Origin of the sequence: Streptomyces nitrosporeus, assembly GCF_008704555.1 — a bacterium.
In the GTDB taxonomy this organism is placed as follows: Bacteria; Actinomycetota; Actinomycetes; order Streptomycetales; family Streptomycetaceae; genus Streptomyces; species Streptomyces nitrosporeus.
The window spans coordinates 1,233,296-1,252,182 of sequence record NZ_CP023702.1; the positions used below are offsets into that span (position 1 = coordinate 1,233,296).

General features: G+C 72.3%; 13 protein-coding genes and 1 pseudogene. 4 read left to right on the top strand and 10 right to left on the bottom strand.

The genetic code is table 11. The features are described from left to right. Positions 1-147: 147 nt before the first annotated feature. The 8 genes and pseudogenes from CP967_RS05410 to CP967_RS05445 all read right to left on the bottom strand — a co-directional run bounded on the left by CP967_RS05410 (position 148) and on the right by CP967_RS05445 (position 7,918). A complete protein-coding gene (locus tag CP967_RS05410; RefSeq protein WP_150486846.1) occupies positions 148-915 on the bottom strand; it encodes an SDR family NAD(P)-dependent oxidoreductase in 768 nt (255 codons plus the stop codon). A 167-nt stretch (positions 916-1,082) separates the two neighbouring features. After that, the gene (locus CP967_RS05415; RefSeq protein WP_150486847.1) at positions 1,083-1,472 is read right to left on the bottom strand and encodes a nuclear transport factor 2 family protein; all 390 of its coding nucleotides are present in this window, start codon (positions 1,470-1,472) and stop codon (positions 1,083-1,085) included. Next, positions 1,465-2,013, bottom strand: a complete 549-nt coding sequence (locus CP967_RS05420; protein ID WP_150486848.1) for a DUF1697 domain-containing protein — start codon at positions 2,011-2,013, stop codon at positions 1,465-1,467. The genes CP967_RS05415 and CP967_RS05420 overlap by 8 nt, the downstream gene beginning before the upstream one ends. A 96-nt stretch (positions 2,014-2,109) precedes the next feature. Next, entirely contained in the window at positions 2,110-3,312 is a 1,203-nt protein-coding gene (locus CP967_RS05425; RefSeq protein WP_150486849.1) for a S8 family peptidase, read from the bottom strand. A gap of 282 nt (positions 3,313-3,594) precedes the next feature. Next, positions 3,595-4,785 (bottom strand): annotated as a pseudogene (gene mgt, locus CP967_RS05430) (macrolide-inactivating glycosyltransferase); the annotation flags it as partial. 54 nt (positions 4,786-4,839) lie between these two features. Next, positions 4,840-6,144 (bottom strand): ABC transporter substrate-binding protein, encoded by a 1,305-nt coding sequence (locus CP967_RS05435; protein ID WP_150486851.1) that lies wholly within the window; start codon positions 6,142-6,144, stop codon positions 4,840-4,842. Further along, positions 6,144-6,983 carry a carbohydrate ABC transporter permease gene (locus tag CP967_RS05440; protein ID WP_150486852.1) on the bottom strand — a complete coding sequence of 280 codons (840 nt, stop codon included), beginning with the start codon at positions 6,981-6,983 and terminating at the stop codon, positions 6,144-6,146. The genes CP967_RS05435 and CP967_RS05440 overlap by 1 nt, the downstream gene beginning before the upstream one ends. Then, positions 6,980-7,918, bottom strand: a complete 939-nt coding sequence (locus CP967_RS05445) for a carbohydrate ABC transporter permease (RefSeq protein WP_150486853.1) — start codon at positions 7,916-7,918, stop codon at positions 6,980-6,982. Before CP967_RS05445 ends, CP967_RS05440 begins: the two co-directional genes overlap by 4 nt. Positions 7,919-8,044: 126 nt before the next feature. Between CP967_RS05445 and CP967_RS05450 the strand changes: the two genes are divergently transcribed. Continuing rightward, entirely contained in the window at positions 8,045-8,911 is an 867-nt protein-coding gene (locus tag CP967_RS05450; RefSeq protein ID WP_150491713.1) for a phosphotransferase enzyme family protein, read from the top strand. Positions 8,912-9,017: 106 nt separating this feature from the next. Here CP967_RS05450 and CP967_RS05455 read toward each other — a convergent pair whose 3' ends face one another. Further along, complete coding sequence (locus CP967_RS05455) at positions 9,018-9,728, bottom strand: 3'-5' exonuclease (RefSeq protein WP_150486854.1); 711 nt, start codon at positions 9,726-9,728, stop codon at positions 9,018-9,020. Between the two features lie 280 nt (positions 9,729-10,008). Next, positions 10,009-11,241: an SAV2148 family HEPN domain-containing protein gene (locus tag CP967_RS05460; RefSeq protein WP_150486855.1), complete on the bottom strand. Its 1,233-nt coding sequence runs from the start codon at positions 11,239-11,241 to the stop codon at positions 10,009-10,011. A 383-nt stretch (positions 11,242-11,624) separates the two neighbouring features. Between CP967_RS05460 and glgX the strand changes: the two genes are divergently transcribed. From glgX to CP967_RS05480, 3 genes are all read left to right on the top strand, one after another. After that, positions 11,625-13,793 carry a glycogen debranching protein GlgX gene (gene glgX / locus CP967_RS05465; protein ID WP_150486856.1) on the top strand — a complete coding sequence of 723 codons (2,169 nt, stop codon included), beginning with the start codon at positions 11,625-11,627 and terminating at the stop codon, positions 13,791-13,793. 141 nt (positions 13,794-13,934) lie between these two features. Then, positions 13,935-16,310, top strand: coding sequence for a malto-oligosyltrehalose synthase (gene treY, locus CP967_RS05470; protein WP_150486857.1), 2,376 nt, complete (start codon positions 13,935-13,937; stop codon positions 16,308-16,310). A gap of 521 nt (positions 16,311-16,831) precedes the next feature. Beyond that, on the top strand, positions 16,832-18,862 hold the full coding sequence (locus tag CP967_RS05480) for an FG-GAP-like repeat-containing protein (protein ID WP_229888473.1): 2,031 nt from the start codon (positions 16,832-16,834) through the stop codon (positions 18,860-18,862). Positions 18,863-18,887: the final 25 nt, after the last annotated feature.

Sequence of the window (18,887 nt, forward strand, 5' to 3'; positions counted from 1 at the left end):
CTCGCGCCGGTCCCCACCGGCCCGGCACACGGCTGCGATTGGCCGAAACGGGGCGGTTCCGGAACCGGCCTCACGGATCGCTCCGGAGGGGTGCCGAAAGCCCCGGGGGGTCACCCCGCCCGGGGCCCGTACGGCGGGTGCGCCGGCTCAGACGGCCGCCCAGCCGTTGTCGACCGGAAGGATCACACCATTGATGTTGCCGGCCGCCTCCGAGGCGAGGAACACGATGGCGGCGGCCTGCGTCCCGGCACCGGCCGGCTGCCCCACATTGCCCATGTACGCCCGCAGGGCGCGCGGGCCGAGCGCGTCCGGGTCGGCGTTCACCTGGATGTTCGTCGCGGTGCCGCCGGGCGCGATCGCGTTGGCCCGGATGCCCGACTGCCGGTAGGTCACGGCGATCGACTTCGTCAGGCCCGCGATGCCGTGCTTGGCGGCGGTGTAGGCGGCCCCCGCCGCCGAGCCGCGCAGCGACGCCTCGGACGCGGTGAACACGATCGAGCCGCGCCCCGCCTCCAGCATGTGCGGGAGGACGGCCCTGGTGAGCAGGAAGGGCGCGGTCAGGTTGACGCGCAGCAGCCGCTCCCACTCGGCGTCGGTGACGTCGCCCGCGGCGGACATGCTGTCCATGATGCCCGCGTTGTTGACCAGGACGTCGACGCCCCCGAAGGTCTCCACGGCCGTGGTGACGAGTCCGTCGACCACTTCCTGGCCGCTCAGATCCCCGACGACCGCGACCGCTTCCCCGCCCGCCGCCCCGATCTCGCGGACGACGTCCGCGGCGCCCTGGGCGTTCAGGTCGGCGGCGACCACCCGCGCGCCCTTCTCGGCGAAGGCCAGGGCGGTGGCGCGGCCGATGCCGGACCCGGCGCCGGTGACGATCACACTGCGGCCGGCGAATTCCTTGTTGCTGCTCATGAGCTGTCCGATTCGTGAGGGGTGACCGGTCGGACACGCGGGCCCAGGACGCCCGGGGCCCACCGCCGACACGCGTGCACCATACACTTCATATGCATAAAGCATGCGTAATGCATCATGCACACAACAGACCGGCGCTCTCCGGTCCGCGGGGGCCGGTGTGCCGCTCAGACCTCCGCAAACGGGTCGTCGATGAACGGGGTGGCCTGGTGGAAGTAGAGGCGCCAGCCGGTGCCGGTCAGCCGCCACAGGGAGCTGCGGTGCGAGCGCAGCCCTCCGGTCTCCGTGTCGAAGGTCAGGTGCACCAGGTCGTCGGCGAGCTGTTCGCCGTGCATCCGGGAGGCGGTGAGCGGGCCGGGACGCGGGGCGCCCGGGGCGGGGACGGTGAGCGCCTCGATGATGGTGTCGCGGTCCCAGAGCCGGCCGCTGGTGCCGATCTCCCGGAAGTCGGGGTGCAGCATGGCGGCCAGGATGGCGGCGGACTCGCGCACGACGGGATCGAGGAGGCGCAGCTCGCCCTCGATGGCCGCGGCCACGGCGGGCGAGGGCTCAGTCATCGGTCATCTCCACCAGCTTGACCACGGTGTTCCAGTTGCGTGAGGTCGCGACGAGCCCGCGGTTGAGGGCGGGCCGTCCGAGCACGTCGGCCAGCTTGGAGCGGCCGAGCCCGTCGGGGGCGTACAGGTAGAGCGCCCGGTCGCCGAGGCCGAACTCCTCGGGGAGGTGGGCGGACCGGTCCACGGAGGCGAAGCGGTCCGCTCCGGGAGGGGCGTCGAAGAAGGTGACGTGCAGTTGCCTGCCCTGGAGCCGGCCGGCCGGGAAGGGGCAGGCGTCGACGATCGCCGCGAAGTAGCGGCCGGGGCGCACGATGATGTCGGCCCGGAAGCCGAAGTGCGCCTCGACGGCCCGCTCCAGTCCGGTCCGCAGCGCCTCCTCGTCGTCGAGGCCGCTGCGGAAGACGGCGTTGCCGCTCTGGAGGTGGGTGGCGACGTCCTCGTGCCCCAGCCCCTCGATCAGCGTGCGGAGTTCCGGCATCGGGACCTTCCGGTGCCCGCCGACGTTGATCCCCCGCAGCAGCGCCGCGTACTTCGTGCTCATGACCCCACCCTAGGACGGTCCGGCGTGACGGTGACGGCCGCCGCGCCCCGTGGGGGGAGAGCGCGGCGGCCTCGGTCACCTTCGGTCTCGGTCCGGTTATTCTACGATCTTGAGGAGCTTGTTCGGAGTGCCCTCGGTCGCGTCGGAGACCGCGCCCGGGGTGGCCCCCTCGGTGAGCGCCGAGGCGACCTCGTCCGGGGCCGCCTCCGGGTGGCCCGCGAGGTAGACGGCCGCGGCACCGGCCACGTGCGGGGCCGCCATGGACGTACCGGAGATGGTGTTGGTGCCGTCGTCGCTGTCGTTCCAGGTGGACGTGATGTCCGAGCCGGGCGCGTAGAGGTCCACGGCGGGACCGTGGTTGGAGAACGAGGACTGCCGGTCGTCCACGGTGGACGAGGCGACCGTGATGGCCTCCGGCACGCGGGAGGGGGAGCCCTCGCCCGCGTCGCCCGACTCGTTGCCCGCGGCCACCGCGAAGGTGACGCCGGACGCGATCGCCTCCTGGACGGCGGCGTCCAGCGCCGGGTCCGCGCCGCCGCCGAGGCTCATGTTGGCGACGGAGGGGCCCTCGTGGTGGGCGGTGACCCAGTCGATGCCCGCGATGACCTGCTCGGTGGTGCCGGAGCCGTTGTCGTCGAGGACCCGGACGGCGACGATCTTCGTCTTCTTGGCGACCCCGTGCGAGGCGCCGGCGATGGTTCCGGCCACGTGGGTGCCGTGGCCGTTGCCGTCGTCCGCGTCGTCGTCGTTGTCCACGGCGTCGAAGCCCGAGGCGGCCCGGCCCTCGAAGTCGTCGTGGGTGACGCGGACACCGGTGTCGATGACGTACGCCGTGACGCCCTCACCGGCGGCGTCCGGGTAGGTGTACGCGCCGTCGCCGGCGGTGCCGGTCTGGTCGATCCGGTCCAGGCCCCAGGACGGCGGGTCGTCCTGGGTGGCGTCGATGTGGAACTCCTTGTTCTGCACGACCTTGGCGACGGCCGGGTCGGCGGCGAGGCGTCGGGCCTCGGTCTCCGAAAGGCCGTCGGCCGAGAAGCCGTTGATGGCCGAGCTGTAGTCGCGCCGGAGCTCGCCGCCGTACTCCTCGGCGAGCTCGGACTTGTCGGCCTTCTCGTCCAGCATGACGATGTAGCTTCCGGCCACGGCTGTGGCCGCGTCCGCGCCGTGGACGATGCCCGTCGCGGGGGCCGGGGCGGCTCCCGCGGACGACGCGCCGAACAGGGTGACACCCGCCGCCGCCGCGACGGCGGTTATGGAGGCGGTGAGCTTGGTCCGGCGTACGCGCTTGTGAATGGCCATGAAGAGAGGGCCTCCTCGTCATTCTTTGTGGGGGGATCGGCCCCCGGCCGGAAGATCTCCGGGGGCTGCTTCGAAACCCTGGTCGATTGACGCGCACAGATCAAGACCTTCATGTAGCCGTCACGCAGTCGGCCGCTTCTCTCCACAGGAAGGACAGGAACCCTCCCGATCATGACCGGAAGCAGGCCCGGACGGGCCCGGCCCGGCCCGGCCCCCGGGAGGCTTCAGCGGCCGGACGGGCCGGGCCCGCCGGGCGGGCGGCGGCCCGGGTCCCCGGCCGGGCAGTTCCGCCTCGATCAGATCGGCGGCCCGCCGGGTGCCGCCCTCCCGCGCCATCCGCTCCCGGATCCGCGCCAGCCGGGCCGCCACCCCGGGGTCGTCCACCAGGGCGAGGACGGCCTCGCGCAGCGCCTCGGCACCGGCCTCCTCCTTCGGCAGGTGCCGGGCCACCCCGAGCGACCGGAGCATGTCCGCGTTGCCGAACTGGTCGACCGCCTGCGGTACCGCGACCATCGGCGTACCGGTGGCGAGGCCCTCCTGGCTGCCGCCCGCGCCCGCGTGGGTGATGAAGGCGTCCGCCTGCCTCAGCACGGACAGCTGCGGCACCCAGGAGTGCACCTCCACGTTGTCCGGCACCCGGCCGAGTTCCGCCGCGTCGACGTGTGCGCCGATCTGGAGCACGACGTGCCAGCCGGGCAGGTCGCCGAACGCCTTCACACAGGCGCAGTAGAAATCCGGCTCGTCGGTGAAGGAGGAACCGAGCGAGACCAGCAGCACCTTCTCCGCGCCGGCCGGACGCACCCACTCCCCCTGGTCGGCCCGGTCGCCCTGGCAGGCGCCGACGAAGGTGTAGACGGCGCGGTCCACCCGGTCGGCGTTCGGCTGGAGCGCCTCGGGGATGAGGACGAGGGCGCGGCGGGGCCGGGAGACGAAGTCGTCGGCGGCCAGGTCCCCCAGGCCGTTCCCGGCCAGCCAGTCCTGGAAGCGGGTGTAGTACGCCCTGCCCCGTTCGGTCTGCCGCAGCCCCTCGGCCATCGGGGCGGCGATCTCCTCCTCGTACCCCTCCCACGGCACGAGGTTGGGCCAGAGGGACACGGCGGGGACGCCCCAGCGGTGGGCGAGGATCCTGGCCGGGTAGGAGGTGATGTCGTGCAGCACCAGGTCCGGCTCGTCCCCCGCGAAGGCGTCCGCCAGTTGCGGGAGGGCCTGGATGCCGTCCTCCAGGAACGGCTCGATGTTGTCGATGAGTTCGGTGCCCCACTCCTCGGGGCTGTCCTCGGTGGGCAGTACGGAGGTGTAGATCACGGGTTCGGCGCCGGTGGCGGCGACCTTCCGGGCGAAGGAGGCCGGGACGGCGTAGCTCACCCGGTGCCCGCGGGCGACGAGTTCCCGGATCACTTCGAGACTCGGGTTCACGTGCCCGTGGGCGGCGATGGAGAACATGGCGACATGGGCGCGCGGCGAGGTGGTCATGCGCACACCTTAGGCGAGACGAGACGTCTCGTGCAATGTATTGCCGCCGTCCGCTCAGCGCTGGTAGCGGGCCAGCACTCTGTTCCCGTCCTCGACCAGGCGCTCCTCCAGTTCACCGATGCCGATGGCTCCGCTGTAGTACTCCTGGAGCGCGGGGGTGGCGACCTTGTCCTTCCACTCCGGGTAGCCGCGCACGGTCTGCGCGGGCGCCGGCCTCAGCGCGGCGGCGAGTGCCGTGCCGGTGGCCCAGCCGTTCTCGGCGGTGTGCAGCGCGGGGTCGGCCAGCGCCTTCGTGCCGGTCGGCAGCATCCAGTCGCCCTTGGCCAGCCGGACCATGTTCTCCGGGCGCAGCAGGAAGTCGATGAACCGCACGGCCTCCTTCTTGTGCGGGCTCTCCTCGGCGACCGAGAGGGTCTGCGGGCTCACCCCCTGGGCGAGGCCGTCGCTCCCGGCCGGGGCTGGCAGGACGCTCCACTCGAAGCCCTCGGGTGCCTGCTCGGCGACCTGCTGGCGGTAGGAGAAACCCAGCGGGACCATGGCGTACCTCCCGCCGAAGAAGCCGGGCAGGGTGTCCGAGCCGCTCATGCCGAGGGCCGTACGGGCGGCGCTGCGGTCGGTGCCGACCTGGTCGTGGACGGTCGCGGGCATCACCCGGTCGCCCTTCTCGAAGCGGATGACGGCCTTGCCGTCCGCGTCCCGGTGGAAGAGCCGCCCGCCCGCCGAGAGTCCCAGGTTGAGGGTCACCGAGACGGGGTCCTTGAGCGGCCAGGCGACCCCGTACCGGCCCTCGCCGGTCAGTTCCCGGGTGACCTGCCGGAACTCCTCCCAGCTCCAGGGCCGTTGCGGCGTCGGGATCCGGACGCCGGACTCCCGGAGGATCCCGGTGGCGGCGATCAGGACGCGTGGTTCCTGGAGGAAGGGGACGCCGTAGACGCCTCCGTCGAAGGTGGTGGTGCTCCAGGACCGCTCGGGGATGTCCTCGGTGAGCCGGCCGGGCAGCAGGGGCCGCAGGTCGGCGAGGTAGCCGCCGTAGGCGAAGTCGGCGAGGTCGTCGGAGGCGTCGTGGATGATGTCGGGCGCCTCGCCGCCCTCGAAGGAGGTGAGCAGCTGGTCGTGCACGTTGTCCCAGCTGCCCTGGACGTAGTCGACCTGGACGTCGGGGTGGGTGGCGTTCCACTCCTCCACCAGGGCCTTGTTGGCGTCGACGGACTCCTTCTGCCAGGCCAGCGACTGGAAGCGGAGGCGGATCGTGCCGTCGGGGCCCCGCCCGCCGTCCGGTCCGCCGGAGCAGCCGGCCAGCAGGAGGGCGAGGGCCGCGACCGTCGCGGTGACCGCCGCCCCGAGGCGGGAGCGGCGCATCAGTCCTTCACCGCCCCGGCCGCCAGGCCGCCGGTGATCCGCCGCTGGATGAGGGCGAAGACGACGAGGGAGGGCAGGGTGGCGAGGAAGGCTGCGGCGGCGAGCGGCCCGAGGTCGGCCACCCCCTCCGCGCCGAGGAAGTGGGTGAGGACGACCGGCAAGGTCTGCTTCTCCGGGGTCTTGAGCAGGACGAGTGCGAAGAAGAACTCGTTCCACGCGGTGATGAACGCGAAGAGGGCGGTGGCGACGATCCCGGGCGCCAGGAGCGGTGCGGTGACCGAGACCAGGGTGCGCGCCTTCCCCGCCCCGTCGACGGCGGCCGCCTCCTCCAGTTCGGGCGGCACCGCCCGTACGTAACCGGTCAGCATCCAGAGCGCGAAGGGGAGCGACCAGACGACGTAGACCAGGATCAGCCCGGCGAGCGAGTTGATCAGGTGCAGCTTCTTCAGGACCAGGAAGAGCGGGATGATGATCAGGACGAAGGGGAACGCCTGGCTGACCACCACCCAGCCGGTGGCCGCCCTGGACAGCCGCCCCCGGTGGCGGGCCGTCACATAGGCCATGGGGGTGGCGATCACGACGGTGATCAGTGCGGCGCAGAGCGCGGCGGTGAGCGAGTTGCCGGCGGCCCCCAGCAGCGGCTGTTCCTCGAAGGCCTGCCGGAAGTTGTCCAGGGTGGGGTTCTCGGGGATCCAGGACGGATGCAGCGAGCCCAGTTCCCGGGCGGGCTTGAAGGCGGTGGAGACCAGCCAGAGGAACGGGAGGGCGAGGAAGAGGAGGTAGCACAGCAGCGCGGCGTACTGTCCGGTCCGCGCGGCCTTGCCGGTACGGGTGTTCACGTCTCCTCGCCTCCTTTGAGCCGGCCGGCGAGGTGGACGGCGAGGAGCACCGCGATCACGGCGACCATCACACAGCCCATGGCGGCGGCGTAGCCGAACTGGCCGTAGCGGAAGGCCTCCTCGTAGGCGAAGAGCATGGGCAGCCGGGTGCGGCCGCCCGGCCCGCCGGCGGTCAGCACGTAGACCAGGGCGAAGGAGTTGAAGTTCCAGATGAAGTTGAGGGCGCTGATCGCGAGCGCCACCGGCTTGATCGCGGGCCAGGTGACCGTACGGAAACGGCGCCAGGCGCCGGCGCCGTCGAGGGCGGCCGCCTCGTGGAGTTCCTGGGGGGTGTTCTGGAGTCCGGCCAGCAGGGCCACCGTGGTCTGCGGCATGCCCGCCCAGACGCCGACCAGGATCACGGCGGGCAGCGCGGTCGCCAGTCCGGTCAGCCAGTCGCGGCCGTCGCCGAGGTGGAGGTCGCGCAGGGTCTCGTTGAGGATGCCGGCGTCCGGGTTGTAGATCAGGCGCCACATGATGCCGACGACCACCTCGGGCATCGCCCAGGGGATGATCGCCAGCGCTCTGGCCAGCCAGCGCATACGCAGGCGCGCGTTCAGCAGCAGGGCGAGGCCGAGGGCGAGCACGAACTGCGGGACGGTGACGCCGACCGCCCACAGCAGGCCGATCCGGAAGGACTCCCAGAACAGGGTGTCGTGCAGCAGGTCCTGGAAGTTGAGGGTGCCGACCCACTGGGTGGAGCGGGTGCGGCCCGACTGGGCGTCGGTGAACGCCAGCACGATGCCGTACAGCAGGGGCCCGACGCTGAGGATCAGGATCGGGATCAGCGCGGGCAGGACGAGGAACCAGGTGGCCGGGTCACCGCGGCGGCGGCCCGGCGGACGGCCGCGCGGGGCCGTGCGGCCCGAGGAAGCCGTCAAGCCCGTTAACGTCATGAATTCGCCCCCTTTTCACAGTTAGGCATACTTCACCCGTGTATGGCCGAATGCGCGGCCCTCGTCATCGTGCTGACGGGCGGTCCGTTCGTCAAGGTGGCCTGCACGGGTGCGAAAATCGGGTGTATGGACGAGACGCGTGCCCGTGAGGTACTGACCGCCGCCGGGCTGCCCGCCGGAGCCGAACTGCTGGCGCTCGGCGAGAACGCCGTGTTCGCCGTCGGTGACTTGGTGGCCAAGGTGGGTCGGGAGGCCTCCACCTACCCGGAGCTGCGGGAGCGGGCCGAGCGCGAGGTGGCCGTCGCCGAGTGGCTGGCCGCCTGCGGTGTACCCGCCGTGCGCGCCGCCGAACCGGCCGCCCGGCTGGTCGAGGGGCACCCCGTGACACTCTGGCACCGGCTGCCGGAAGCCGTGCGCCCGGCCGAGCCCCGGGACCTGGCGCCGCTCCTCACCCGGATCCACGCACTGCCCCTCCCCGAGCACTTCACGCTGCCGCGCCGCGAACTGCTGGGCGGGGTGGAGCGCTGGCTGCGGCTGGCGGGCGACGCCATCGATCCGGCCGACGCCGACTACCTGCGGGGCCGGCGCGACGGCTTCGCCAAGGCCGCCTCGGCCCTGGCTCCGCACCTCACCCCGGGCCCCATCCACGGCGACGCCCTGCCCCGCAACGTCCACATCGGCCCGGACGGCCCGGTCCTGGTCGACCTGGAGACCTTCTCCGCCGACTTCCGGGAACACGACCTGGTCGTCCTCGCCCTCTCCCGGGACCGCTACGGCCTGCCCGCCGGGGCCTACGACGCGTTCACCGCCGCCTACGGCTGGGACGTACGCGAGTGGGCGGGGTGCGCGGTGCTGCGCGGCGCCCGCGAGACCGCGAGCTGCGCCTGGGTCTCCCAGCACGCGCCGGACAACCCGAGGGCACTGGCCGAGTTCCGCCGCCGGGTGGCCTCGCTGCGCGAGGACGACCCGGAGGTGCGGTGGTATCCGTTCTGAGGGCGGCGGGGCTCCTCCCGCGTACGCGCGCCGGGAGGGCGGGCGGCCGGGCCCCGGGCACCCGGGGCCGCACCGGCACCGGGCCGACGGGCGGCCCCCTTCCCGCTCACCCCTTCCGCGGGACCAGGGGCCAGGCGGCCTCGACCACGGCGGAGGGGTCCGTACGCCGGAAGTACGCCTGGAGGGAGGCGGCCTGCTCGGCCGCCGCACGCACCTGAAGAGCGTGCAGTTCGGCCAGCGGCATCCCGCCGAAGGACTCGTACTTCTCGCCCATGCGCCGCACCACCCGGGCCGCCGCCACAGCGTCCGCCCGCGCGTCGTGCGCGTCGTCGAGCGCCACGCCGTAATGCGCGCACAGCGCGTGGAGCGCCCGCTTGCCCCTCCGGTACCTGTCGACGTGCTTGTCCATCACCAGAGGGTCGATGACCGGCAGCGGGGCACCGCCCAGGCGTTCGCCGAGCGGCTCGACGCCGTACCGCCCGCACTCGCGGTCGAGCAGGGACAGGTCGTACCGGGCGTTCATCACCACGAGGGGTGTTCCCCTGAGCATCCCCTCGGCCACCGCCGCGGTGATCTCCTCGACCGCGGTGGCGGGCGGCGCCCCGTGGCTGCGGGCGCGCTCCGTGGAGATGCCGTGGATCGCCGACGCCTGCTCCGGTATCTCCACCCCCGGGTCGAGCAGCCAGGTCCGCTCGTGCGCGACGGCGCCGTCCGGGTCCAGCCGGACCACCGCCGCGGTGACGATGCGGTCGGTCTCGATGTCGGTGCCCGTGGTCTCCAGGTCGAAGGCCACCAGGGGCCCGCTGAGCCAGCTCATCGCACGGCCCCCGTCCCGGCGCGCGCCACGGCCCGCGCGCCGGTGGCCGAGGGCCCTCCGGCGGGCCCGGCCGGCACCCTCGCGCGGGCGGCCCCCCGGCCCCTCCCGCCTCGGCGCTCCGTGTACCGGTTCATCGGCATACCTCCTCCTGTGACGCTTTCCCCCGTATGACGACCACCTTCGCACGCGCCACTGACAACAGAGGAGAGGGCCTCGGCGAGCGGGGCGGGAAGAGAGGCGGGGAACAGGGCGGGAAGAGGGGCGGGGAGCAGGGTGAACGTCAGGACACAGGGCGTGAATCGGTCCAGACCGACTCGAATTCCTCACGGTAGGTCTCGAAGAGCCCGTGCTCGCTGTCCTGGCCCGCCCGGACCACGGCACGGCCGCCGCCCCGCAGGACGAACACGGGCGCCTCCATGCCCCGTGCGCGCCGCAGATAGGGCTGCACGACCCCGACGGCGTCCGGCCCGTCGCCGTCCACCAGATAGGCGGTGAAGCGCGGCGTCTCGTCGAAGACCTGGATCTGGAAGGCTCCGGGGTCGCGGAGCCTGGAGCGGACCCGGCGCATGTGGAGGATGTTCATCTCCACGGTGCGGCTCAGCTCGCCCTTCTTGAGCCCGAGCTCCCGCTCCCTGCGCTTGACGGCACTGCTGGCCGGGTTGATGAAGAGCAGGCGCACCCGGCAGCCCGACTCGGCGAGCCGGACCAGCCGGCGGCCCGAGAAGTTCTGGGTGAGGAGGTTGAGGCCTATCCCTATGGCGTCCAGCCTGCGGGCCCCGCCGAAGAGGTCCTCGGCGGGCAGCTGGCGCTGGAGGCGCACCCGGTCGGGGTGGACGGAGACCACGTCGGCGTACCGGTCGCCGACCAGTTCCTCCACGGCGTCCACCGGCAGCCGGTCCGCGGAGGGGACCGCGGCGCCGCTGCCGAGGATCTCCAGCAGCCGGGCGGAGGCCCGCTCGGCCTGGGCCAGTACCGCCTCGTTCAGGGCGCGGTTGCGGGAGACGACGTTCCGGGCCACCTCCAGCTCGTCCAGCGCCAGCTCCACCTCGCGGCGGTCGTCGAAGTAGGGCTCGAAGCACGGCCAGTGCTGGACCATCAGCTCCCGGAGCTGGGGAAGGGTCAGGAAGCTGAGGACGTTGTCGTCGGCCGGGTCGAGGAGGTAGCCCTTGCGGCGCGACACCTCGCGCACGGCGACGGCCCGCTGCACCCACTCCTGGCCGGCGGGACCCGCGGCGGCCACCACCCAGTCGTCGCCGTGCACCGGCTCGTAGATGGGCCGGATCACGGCGGAGACCACGGCACGCAGCCGCTGTTCGACGAGATTCAGCCAGATATAGGCCCGCCCGGCCCGCTGGGCCCGGGTGCGCACCTCGTTCCAGGCGTCCGCTCCCCAGTCCAGCTCCACGCCGATCTCCATGGGCTGTGCGAGGGATACCGCCCCCGGCGGGGTATCGGTCGGCTCCCCCTCGTGACCTGTGTCACCTGGGGGCAGCTCGAACCCTCCCGAGCTCACCCGCGTACCGCCTTCCACTCCCCCACCAATCGATCAAGGAAGGGTACTCCGGGAGCGGGAGCCGGTGCAGCCCGATGCACAGGACGCTTTCTCAACCCGCCCGGGGAGCAGGCGGGTTCCCCGAGGCGAGATCGGGGGGAGTGAGCCGATTCATAGGGTTGTGCAACCCCCTCGCACCCGGCATACCGGGCACAGGGGGCGGCCCCGCCGCCCGCGTCACCCTCCGGGCGTCGCGGCGGTGTCCGAAGTTGACCGGCCGGACACCCCCGCCATCGCCGGAACCCGCCCGTACGGGTCGGCGTACTAGGTACAGAGGCCACTTTCGGGGATCATCGGGGCGACGACCCCTCAGCACCCGGATCAGAAGTGGAAGGGGCCCATCGATGCAGGTCTGGCCGGGACAGGCTTATCCCCTCGGCGCGACGTACGACGGCGCCGGCACGAACTTCGCGGTCTTCTCGGAGGCCGCCGACCGGATCGAGTTGTGCCTGCTGCACGACGACGGTTCAGAAACGGCGGTGGAACTCCGCGAGACGGACGCCTTCGTCCGGCACGCCTACCTGCCCGGTGTGATGCCGGGACAGCGGTACGGCTTCCGGGTGCACGGCCCGTACGAGCCGCAGCGCGGGCAGCGCTGCAACTCGGCGAAACTGCTCCTCGATCCGTACGCGCGTGCGATCTCCGGGAAGATCGAGTGGGGCGAGGCGGTGTACGGCTACCCCTTCGGCAGGCCGAACGAGCGCAACGACCTCGACTCGGCCCCGCACACGATGAGCTCCGTCGTGGTCAACCCGTACTTCGACTGGGGCGACGACCGCCGCCCCCGTACGGACTACCACCGCACCGTGATCTACGAGGCGCACGTCAAGGGCCTGACGATGCTTCACCCGGCCCTGCCCGAGGAGCTGCGCGGTACGTACGCGGGGCTGGCGCACCCGGAGATCATCGCCCATCTGACGGAGCTGGGGGTCACCGCGATCGAGCTGATGCCGGTGCACCAGTTCGTCCAGGACCACCGGCTGGCCGACGCGGGCCTCGCGAACTACTGGGGCTACAACACCATCGGCTTCTTCGCCCCGCACAACGCCTACGCCTCCTGGGGCGACCGCGGCGAGCAGGTGCTGGAGTTCAAGCAGGCCGTGAAGGCGCTGCACCAGGCGGGTATCGAGGTGATCCTCGACGTGGTCTACAACCACACCGCCGAGGGCAACCACCTGGGGCCGACGCTCTCCTTCCGGGGGCTGGACAACGCCTCGTACTACCGGCTCACCGACGACCCGCAGTACTACATGGACACCACGGGCACCGGGAACTCGCTGCTGATGCGCTCCCCGCACGTGCTCCAGCTGATCATGGACTCGCTGCGCTACTGGGTGACCGAGATGCATGTGGACGGCTTCCGCTTCGACCTGGCGGCCACGCTGGCGCGCCAGTTCCACGAGGTGGACCGGCTGTCGTCCTTCTTCGACCTGGTGCAGCAGGACCCGGTGGTCAGCCAGGTCAAGCTGATCGCCGAGCCCTGGGACGTGGGCGAGGGCGGTTACCAGGTGGGGAACTTCCCGCCGCTGTGGACCGAGTGGAACGGCAAGTACCGGGACACGGTGCGCGATCTGTGGCGCGGCGAGCCGCGGACACTGGCGGAGTTCGCGGGCCGGCTCACCGGTTCCTCCGACCTCTACCAGGACGACGGCCGCCGCCCGCTGGCCTCGATCAACTTCACCACCTGCCACGACGGCTTCACCCTGCACGACCTGGTCTCCTACAACGACAAGCACAACGAGGCGAACGGCGAGGGCAACCGGGACGGCGAGAGCCACAACCGCTCCTGGAACTGCGGTGCGGAGGGTGACACCGAGGACAAGGAGGTCCTGGAGCTGCGCAGCCGCCAGATGCGCAACTTCATCGCCACCCTGATGCTCTCGCAGGGGGTGCCGATGCTGAGCCACGGCGACGAGTTCGCCCGCACCCAGCGCGGCAACAACAACGCCTACTGCCAGGACAACGAGCTGTCCTGGGTGCACTGGCCCGATCCGGCCGCCGCCCGCGGGCGGGACGCCGGGGGGAAGGACCCGAAGGCCGCGGCGGACGGCTCGGACACCAGCCTGCTGGAGTTCACCCGGTCCATGGTCTGGCTGCGCCGCGACCACCCGGTCTTCCGGCGCCGCCGGTTCTTCCACGGACGGCCGGTGGAGGGCACCCACGACGAACTGTCCGACATCGCCTGGTTCACCCCCCGGGGTGAGGAGATGACGCAACGGGACTGGCAGGCGGCTCATGCCAAGGCCATGACGGTGTTCCTGAACGGGCACGCCATCTCGGAACCGGGGCCGCGGGGCGAGCGGATCTCTGACGACTCGTTCCTGCTGATGTTCAACGCGAGCGCGGACACCCTGGAGTTCACGGTCCCGGTGCATCACGGGCGGCGGTGGCAGGTCGTCGTGGACACGGCCGTCCCGGACGGGGTGCCGCCGGGGGCGGGGCCGAAGGTGTCGGCGGGCGAGCGGGTGACGCTGATCGGACGCAGCCTGACGGTGCTGAAGCGCCCGGCGTGAGGCCGGCCGCCCCTCCCGGGGAGGCGGCCGGCCCGGTTCTTCACCCGTTCGGGTCACCGGTGCGGGCCCGGCCCTGGACCGGTCGGCTCCCGTACCCCGTCGGGTGACACAGAACCCGCGCGGCTGGGTACGTACGGCTGTATGACCCCCACCGCCACCTACCGGCTCCAGCTCCAGCCGGACTTCCCGTTCGCCGCCGCGGCCGAGGCCGTGCCCTATCTCGCCGGGCTCGGTGTGTCCCATCTGCACCTGTCCCCGGTCCTGGAGACCGTGCCCGGTTCGCGGCACGGGTACGACGTGGTCGACCACGGCCGGGTGCGGGCCGAGCTCGGAGGTGAGGAAGGGCTGCGGGAGCTGTCCGCCACCGCCCGTGAACACAGTCTCGGGCTGGTCCTGGACATCGTGCCCAATCACATGGCGGCCGCGCCCCGGTACAACCGCCCGCTGCGGGAGGTGCTGCGGGACGGCCCGGAGTCGGCGTACGCCCGGTGGTTCGACATCGACTGGGAGGCGGGCGGCGGCAAGGTGCTGCTGCCCGTCCTCGCCCGCCGGATCGGTGAGGAGGCCGGCCGCTTCGAGGTCGCCGCCGGGGACGACGGCTCCCCCGTGCTCCGTTACGGCGAGCAGGAGTTCCCGCTGCGGGCGGGCACCGACCGCCTCCCGCTGCCCGCCCTGCTGGATGCCCAGCACTACCGCCTGGGCTGGTGGCGCCTGGCGCGTACGGAGCTGAACTACCGGCGGTTCTTCACCGTCTCCGATCTGATCGGGGTCCGGGTCGAGCATCCCGAGGTCTTCGAGGCCACGCACGCCAAGATCCTCGGACTGGTCGCCGACGGTGTCGTCGACGGGCTGCGGGTGGACCACCCGGACGGGCTGGCCGACCCGGCCGCGTACCTGGAGCGGCTGGACAAGGCCACCGCCGGGCGGTGGACGGTGGTGGAGAAGATCCTCACCGCCGAGGAGAAGCTGCCGGCCGGCTGGCGGGTCGCGGGGACCACCGGGTACGACGCCCTGCACCGGATCGACGGGCTGTTCACCGATCCGCTGGGTGCGGCGGACCTGCTGGGCCGCTACCGGGACTTCGCCGGCCCGCCCGGGGACCGCGGCGGTTACTGGACGGCGACCGTGCGCCGGGCCGCCTACCGGGTGGCCACCCATGAACTGGCAGCCGAGACGAAGTGGCTGACCCGCCTCGCCGTCCGGGTCTGCGCCCAGGACCTCGGCCTGCGCGACCACGCCCCCTGGGCACTGGACACGGCGATCCGGGAGCTGCTGGTCCGGGTCCCGGTGTACCGGCCGTACGTCACGGCGGGCGGTCCGCTGTCGGAGGCGGCTGGATCGACGCTGCCGCCCGAGGCGGTACGCGACGCGAAGGCGGCCTTCCCGGTGCCGCAGGAGGCGACTGCGGTGGACGTGGTCCGCGAGCTGGCGCTGGGCAGGCTCGGCGACGGGCCGGAACACAGCGCGTTCTGCGCCCGGTTCGCCCAGACGGCGTCGGCCCTGCACGCCAAGTCGGTGGAGGACACGGCGTTCTACCGCTACGTCCCGCTGGTCTCCGCGACCGAGGTGGGCGGGGACCCCGGCCGGCCGGCGGTGAGCACGGAGGAGTTCCACGCCTACTGCGCACGTGTCGCCCGTGACTGGCCGGCCACCGGCACGGTGCTGACCACGCACGACACCAAGCGCAGCGGTGACGTGCGGGCCCGGATCGCCGTGCTGTCGGAGTGTCCGGAGCGGTGGTCCGCGCTGGTGGCACGGCTGACCCGGGCGACGGGGGTGGCGGCGCCGGACCCGCAGCTGGCCTGGCATGCCTGGCAGACGGCGTTCGGCTGCGCGGGGCTGCCGGCCGGGGAGAGGGCGGGCCGGCTGGAGCCCGCGCTGCTGAAGTCGGTCCGTGAGGCGGGGCTGTTCACCAGCTGGACGGAGCCGGACCCGGCGTACGAGCGGGCGGTGACCGACTTCGTGGCGGCGGGCCCCGGCAGTGACACGGGCGAGGCCCAGGAGGCCCTGGCCCGGTTCACGCGGGAACTGGAGCCGTATCTGCGCGCCAATGTGCTGGGGGCCGCACTGGTGCACCTGACGATGCCGGGGGTACCGGATCTGTACCAGGGCACGGAGCGGGAGTACATCGCGCTCGTCGACCCGGACAACCGGCGCCCGTTCGCCCGGCCGTCGGAGCGTGACGCCAAGGCGGAGGTCACCGCAGCGGCGCTGGCGCTGCGCCGGGACCGTCCGGAGCTGTTCGACGAGTCGGGGACGTACGCCCCGCTGCACGCGCGGGGTCCCGCGGCGGCCCACTGCGTGGCGTTCTGCCGCTCCGGCGAGGTGGTCACGGCCGTGACCCGGCTGTCCCTGCGGCTGGCCGAGGACGGCGGCTGGCGCGACACCGCGCTGTCCCTTCCCGATGCCGGGCCGTGGCGTGATCTGCTGGCACCGGGGCGGGAGTTCGCCGGGGCCGAGGTGGCGGTGCGTGAGCTCTTCGCCGGGCGCCCGGTGGCGCTGCTCGTACGGGCCTGAGCGTACGGCGGGGTCCGGGCGGGCCCCGCCCGGCGTGCACCACCCGGCCTTCGGCCGATCCCGTGCCGTACGCGAGGCCGAGGCCGTCGGGCGTGCTTCGGGCAGCATCCGGCCGCCGGCGGACGGCGCGCCGCCCTTTCCGAGGGCGCGAACGGCGCAGGGCCCGGTGAGAAGGCGGAGCTCCTCGTCGTGACCGCCCCCGGGGCCGAGCGCTCCGAGCGCTTCCGGCCTCTCGAACGCATCGCCTCCGGTGGGATCCCGCCGGAAAGCCCGCCGGAGGACCAGGAGTTGTACGACGTCTGTTCCCCGCGGAGCGACGCCTGGGCCGCCGCCCGCGACGGTGACCCGGCCACCGGCGGTTTTACCGAATCAAGGGGGTGGTTCCCGGCAGGAAGATGATCTCCTGTGGGACGGCGGAACGGAGCGCGCCCGCGGAAGCCGGGCGCGTTCTTCCGTGCGCCGGGAGTGTTCCATCAACAGCGACAAGGGACTTGGACAACCGGATGAAGAGACCGTGGGGAATGAAGAGACCGCTGGGGACGACGAGCGCCGTTGTCGTGTGCGCCCTGCTCGCCCTGCAGGCGGGCGCGGGAGGCGCGAGCGCCGTGACGGGCGGGGAGCCGGCGGCGGCTGTCGCGTCCGCCGCCGGCGACCCGGACGGAGCGCGGTGGCCCGAGGTAGCCGCCGCCCCCGCCCGGCCCGGTGACGGGGCGCGAATAACCACCGTACGGGCCGACGGCACCGCTCCCCGCCACGATTACGACGGCGACGGCCGGAGCGACATGGCCGCCTGGTACGACTACTCCGAAGGCGACGACGCCGTACACACCTTCACCGCCAGGGCGGACGGCGGCTTCCTTGCGCCGGTGGCGGGCTGGAGGACGGGCACAGGCAACTTCTGGGCCGAGCACATGAAGCGTGTCACCGGCGACTTCAACGGGGACGGCATCGGGGACATCGCCGCCTTCTACGGCTACGACGACGGGCGCGTCTCCCTCTTCACCTGGCTCGGCACGGGCGACGGCTCGTTCGCCGACTACACCACCTCCTGGGCCGTGCCCTCCGGCCAGTGGGCCTTCGACGCCATGACCGTCCAGGCCGGTGACTTCGACGGCGACGGCCGCGACGACGTCGCCGTCTGGTACGACCACCGCAACGGCGACAAGCTCTTCACGTTCCTGGCCGACGCCGACGGCGGTTTCGCCGCCCCCTTCTCGTCCTTCGAGCGCTCCGCCGCCGACGGGTGGGAGGTCGGGCACATGAAGTTCGCCACCGGCGACTACGACGGCGACGGCCGCGACGACATCGGTGTCCTGGACAGTTACACCGCCGGCACCGTGAGGCTGATGCACTTCCCCGCCGGGCCCGACGGAGGGTTCGGCGAGCCCGTGCGCGGCTGGGAGTCCACCGGCTGGCAGTTCGTCCGGACGAGCGTGCACTCCGGTGACTTCGACGGCGACGGCCGCGACGAACTCGCCGCCTGGTACGACTACGCCGACGGACACGACGCCGTGTTCGGCTTCGGCCTCACCGCCGCCGGTGCCTTCGGCGGCAAGCACGAGATGCTGAACTCTCCGGAGGGCTGGTACACCCGGGCCCGGATGTACCTCGTCACCGGTGACTACGACGGCGACGGCCGCGACGACCTCGGTGCCCTCTACGGCTACACCGACGGACGGGTGAAGACCCTCACCTTCACCGCCGGGGCCGACGGCACCCTCGCCGAAGCCCTGCACAGCTGGGAAACGCCCCGTCCCACCGACTGGACCTTCGGCCGGGCCCACATGATCGAGCGCCACACCAACCCCCTGCCCCTCTGCCCGACGGTCTACGGACACGGCGGCTACCCCACCGGGGCGAACGCCGGGGAGCGGGACCAGATCCGCCAGCCCAACCACCCGACGGGCCTCGCCCAGCAGAAGAGCTGGGGAGCCGGCGGTGTGGAGGCTGACCTCCGGCTCACCAGGGAGGGCACCAAGGCCGTGATGTGGCACAACGAGTCGACCAGGGGTCTGACGGGCACCCAGCGTCCCGTCGCGGACATCTGGTGGGCCACCGGTACCGACCGGCTCAAGGGCCGCACGATCGACACCGGTCCCTACAAGGGGGAGACCGTGTACACCTTCCGTGAATGGCTCGACAGCGCCCGGGCGCAAGAAATGGCCGCTTTCGTGGAACTCAAGAAGGAGAACAAGCCGACGCTGACCAGCAATGACACGGCCATACGCGAGAACGCGTGGAACGAGGTCATCGCTCCCATCACGGAGCGCGCCTCCCGGCAGAAGATCATGATCTACGCGTCCGACGTGACTCTGCGGGCCGAACTCACCGAGCGCATGGAGGCGGCGGGTCTCGGCGCCGCCCTCGCGGACCACCCCCGCTGGATCGACGACGGTTCGGTCGGCTGGGAGGAGCCCCCTCCGTCGGTCCGCGGCCACTACGCCATGTGGCACGAAAAGCTGAACCAGTACGGTTCCTCGATCGCCCCGGCGCAGATGGTCACCACATGGACGAAGGAATTCACGGCCTGGCTGGACGGGAAGTGCCGCTGAGGGCTGCTCCATGGCCGGTGAGGAG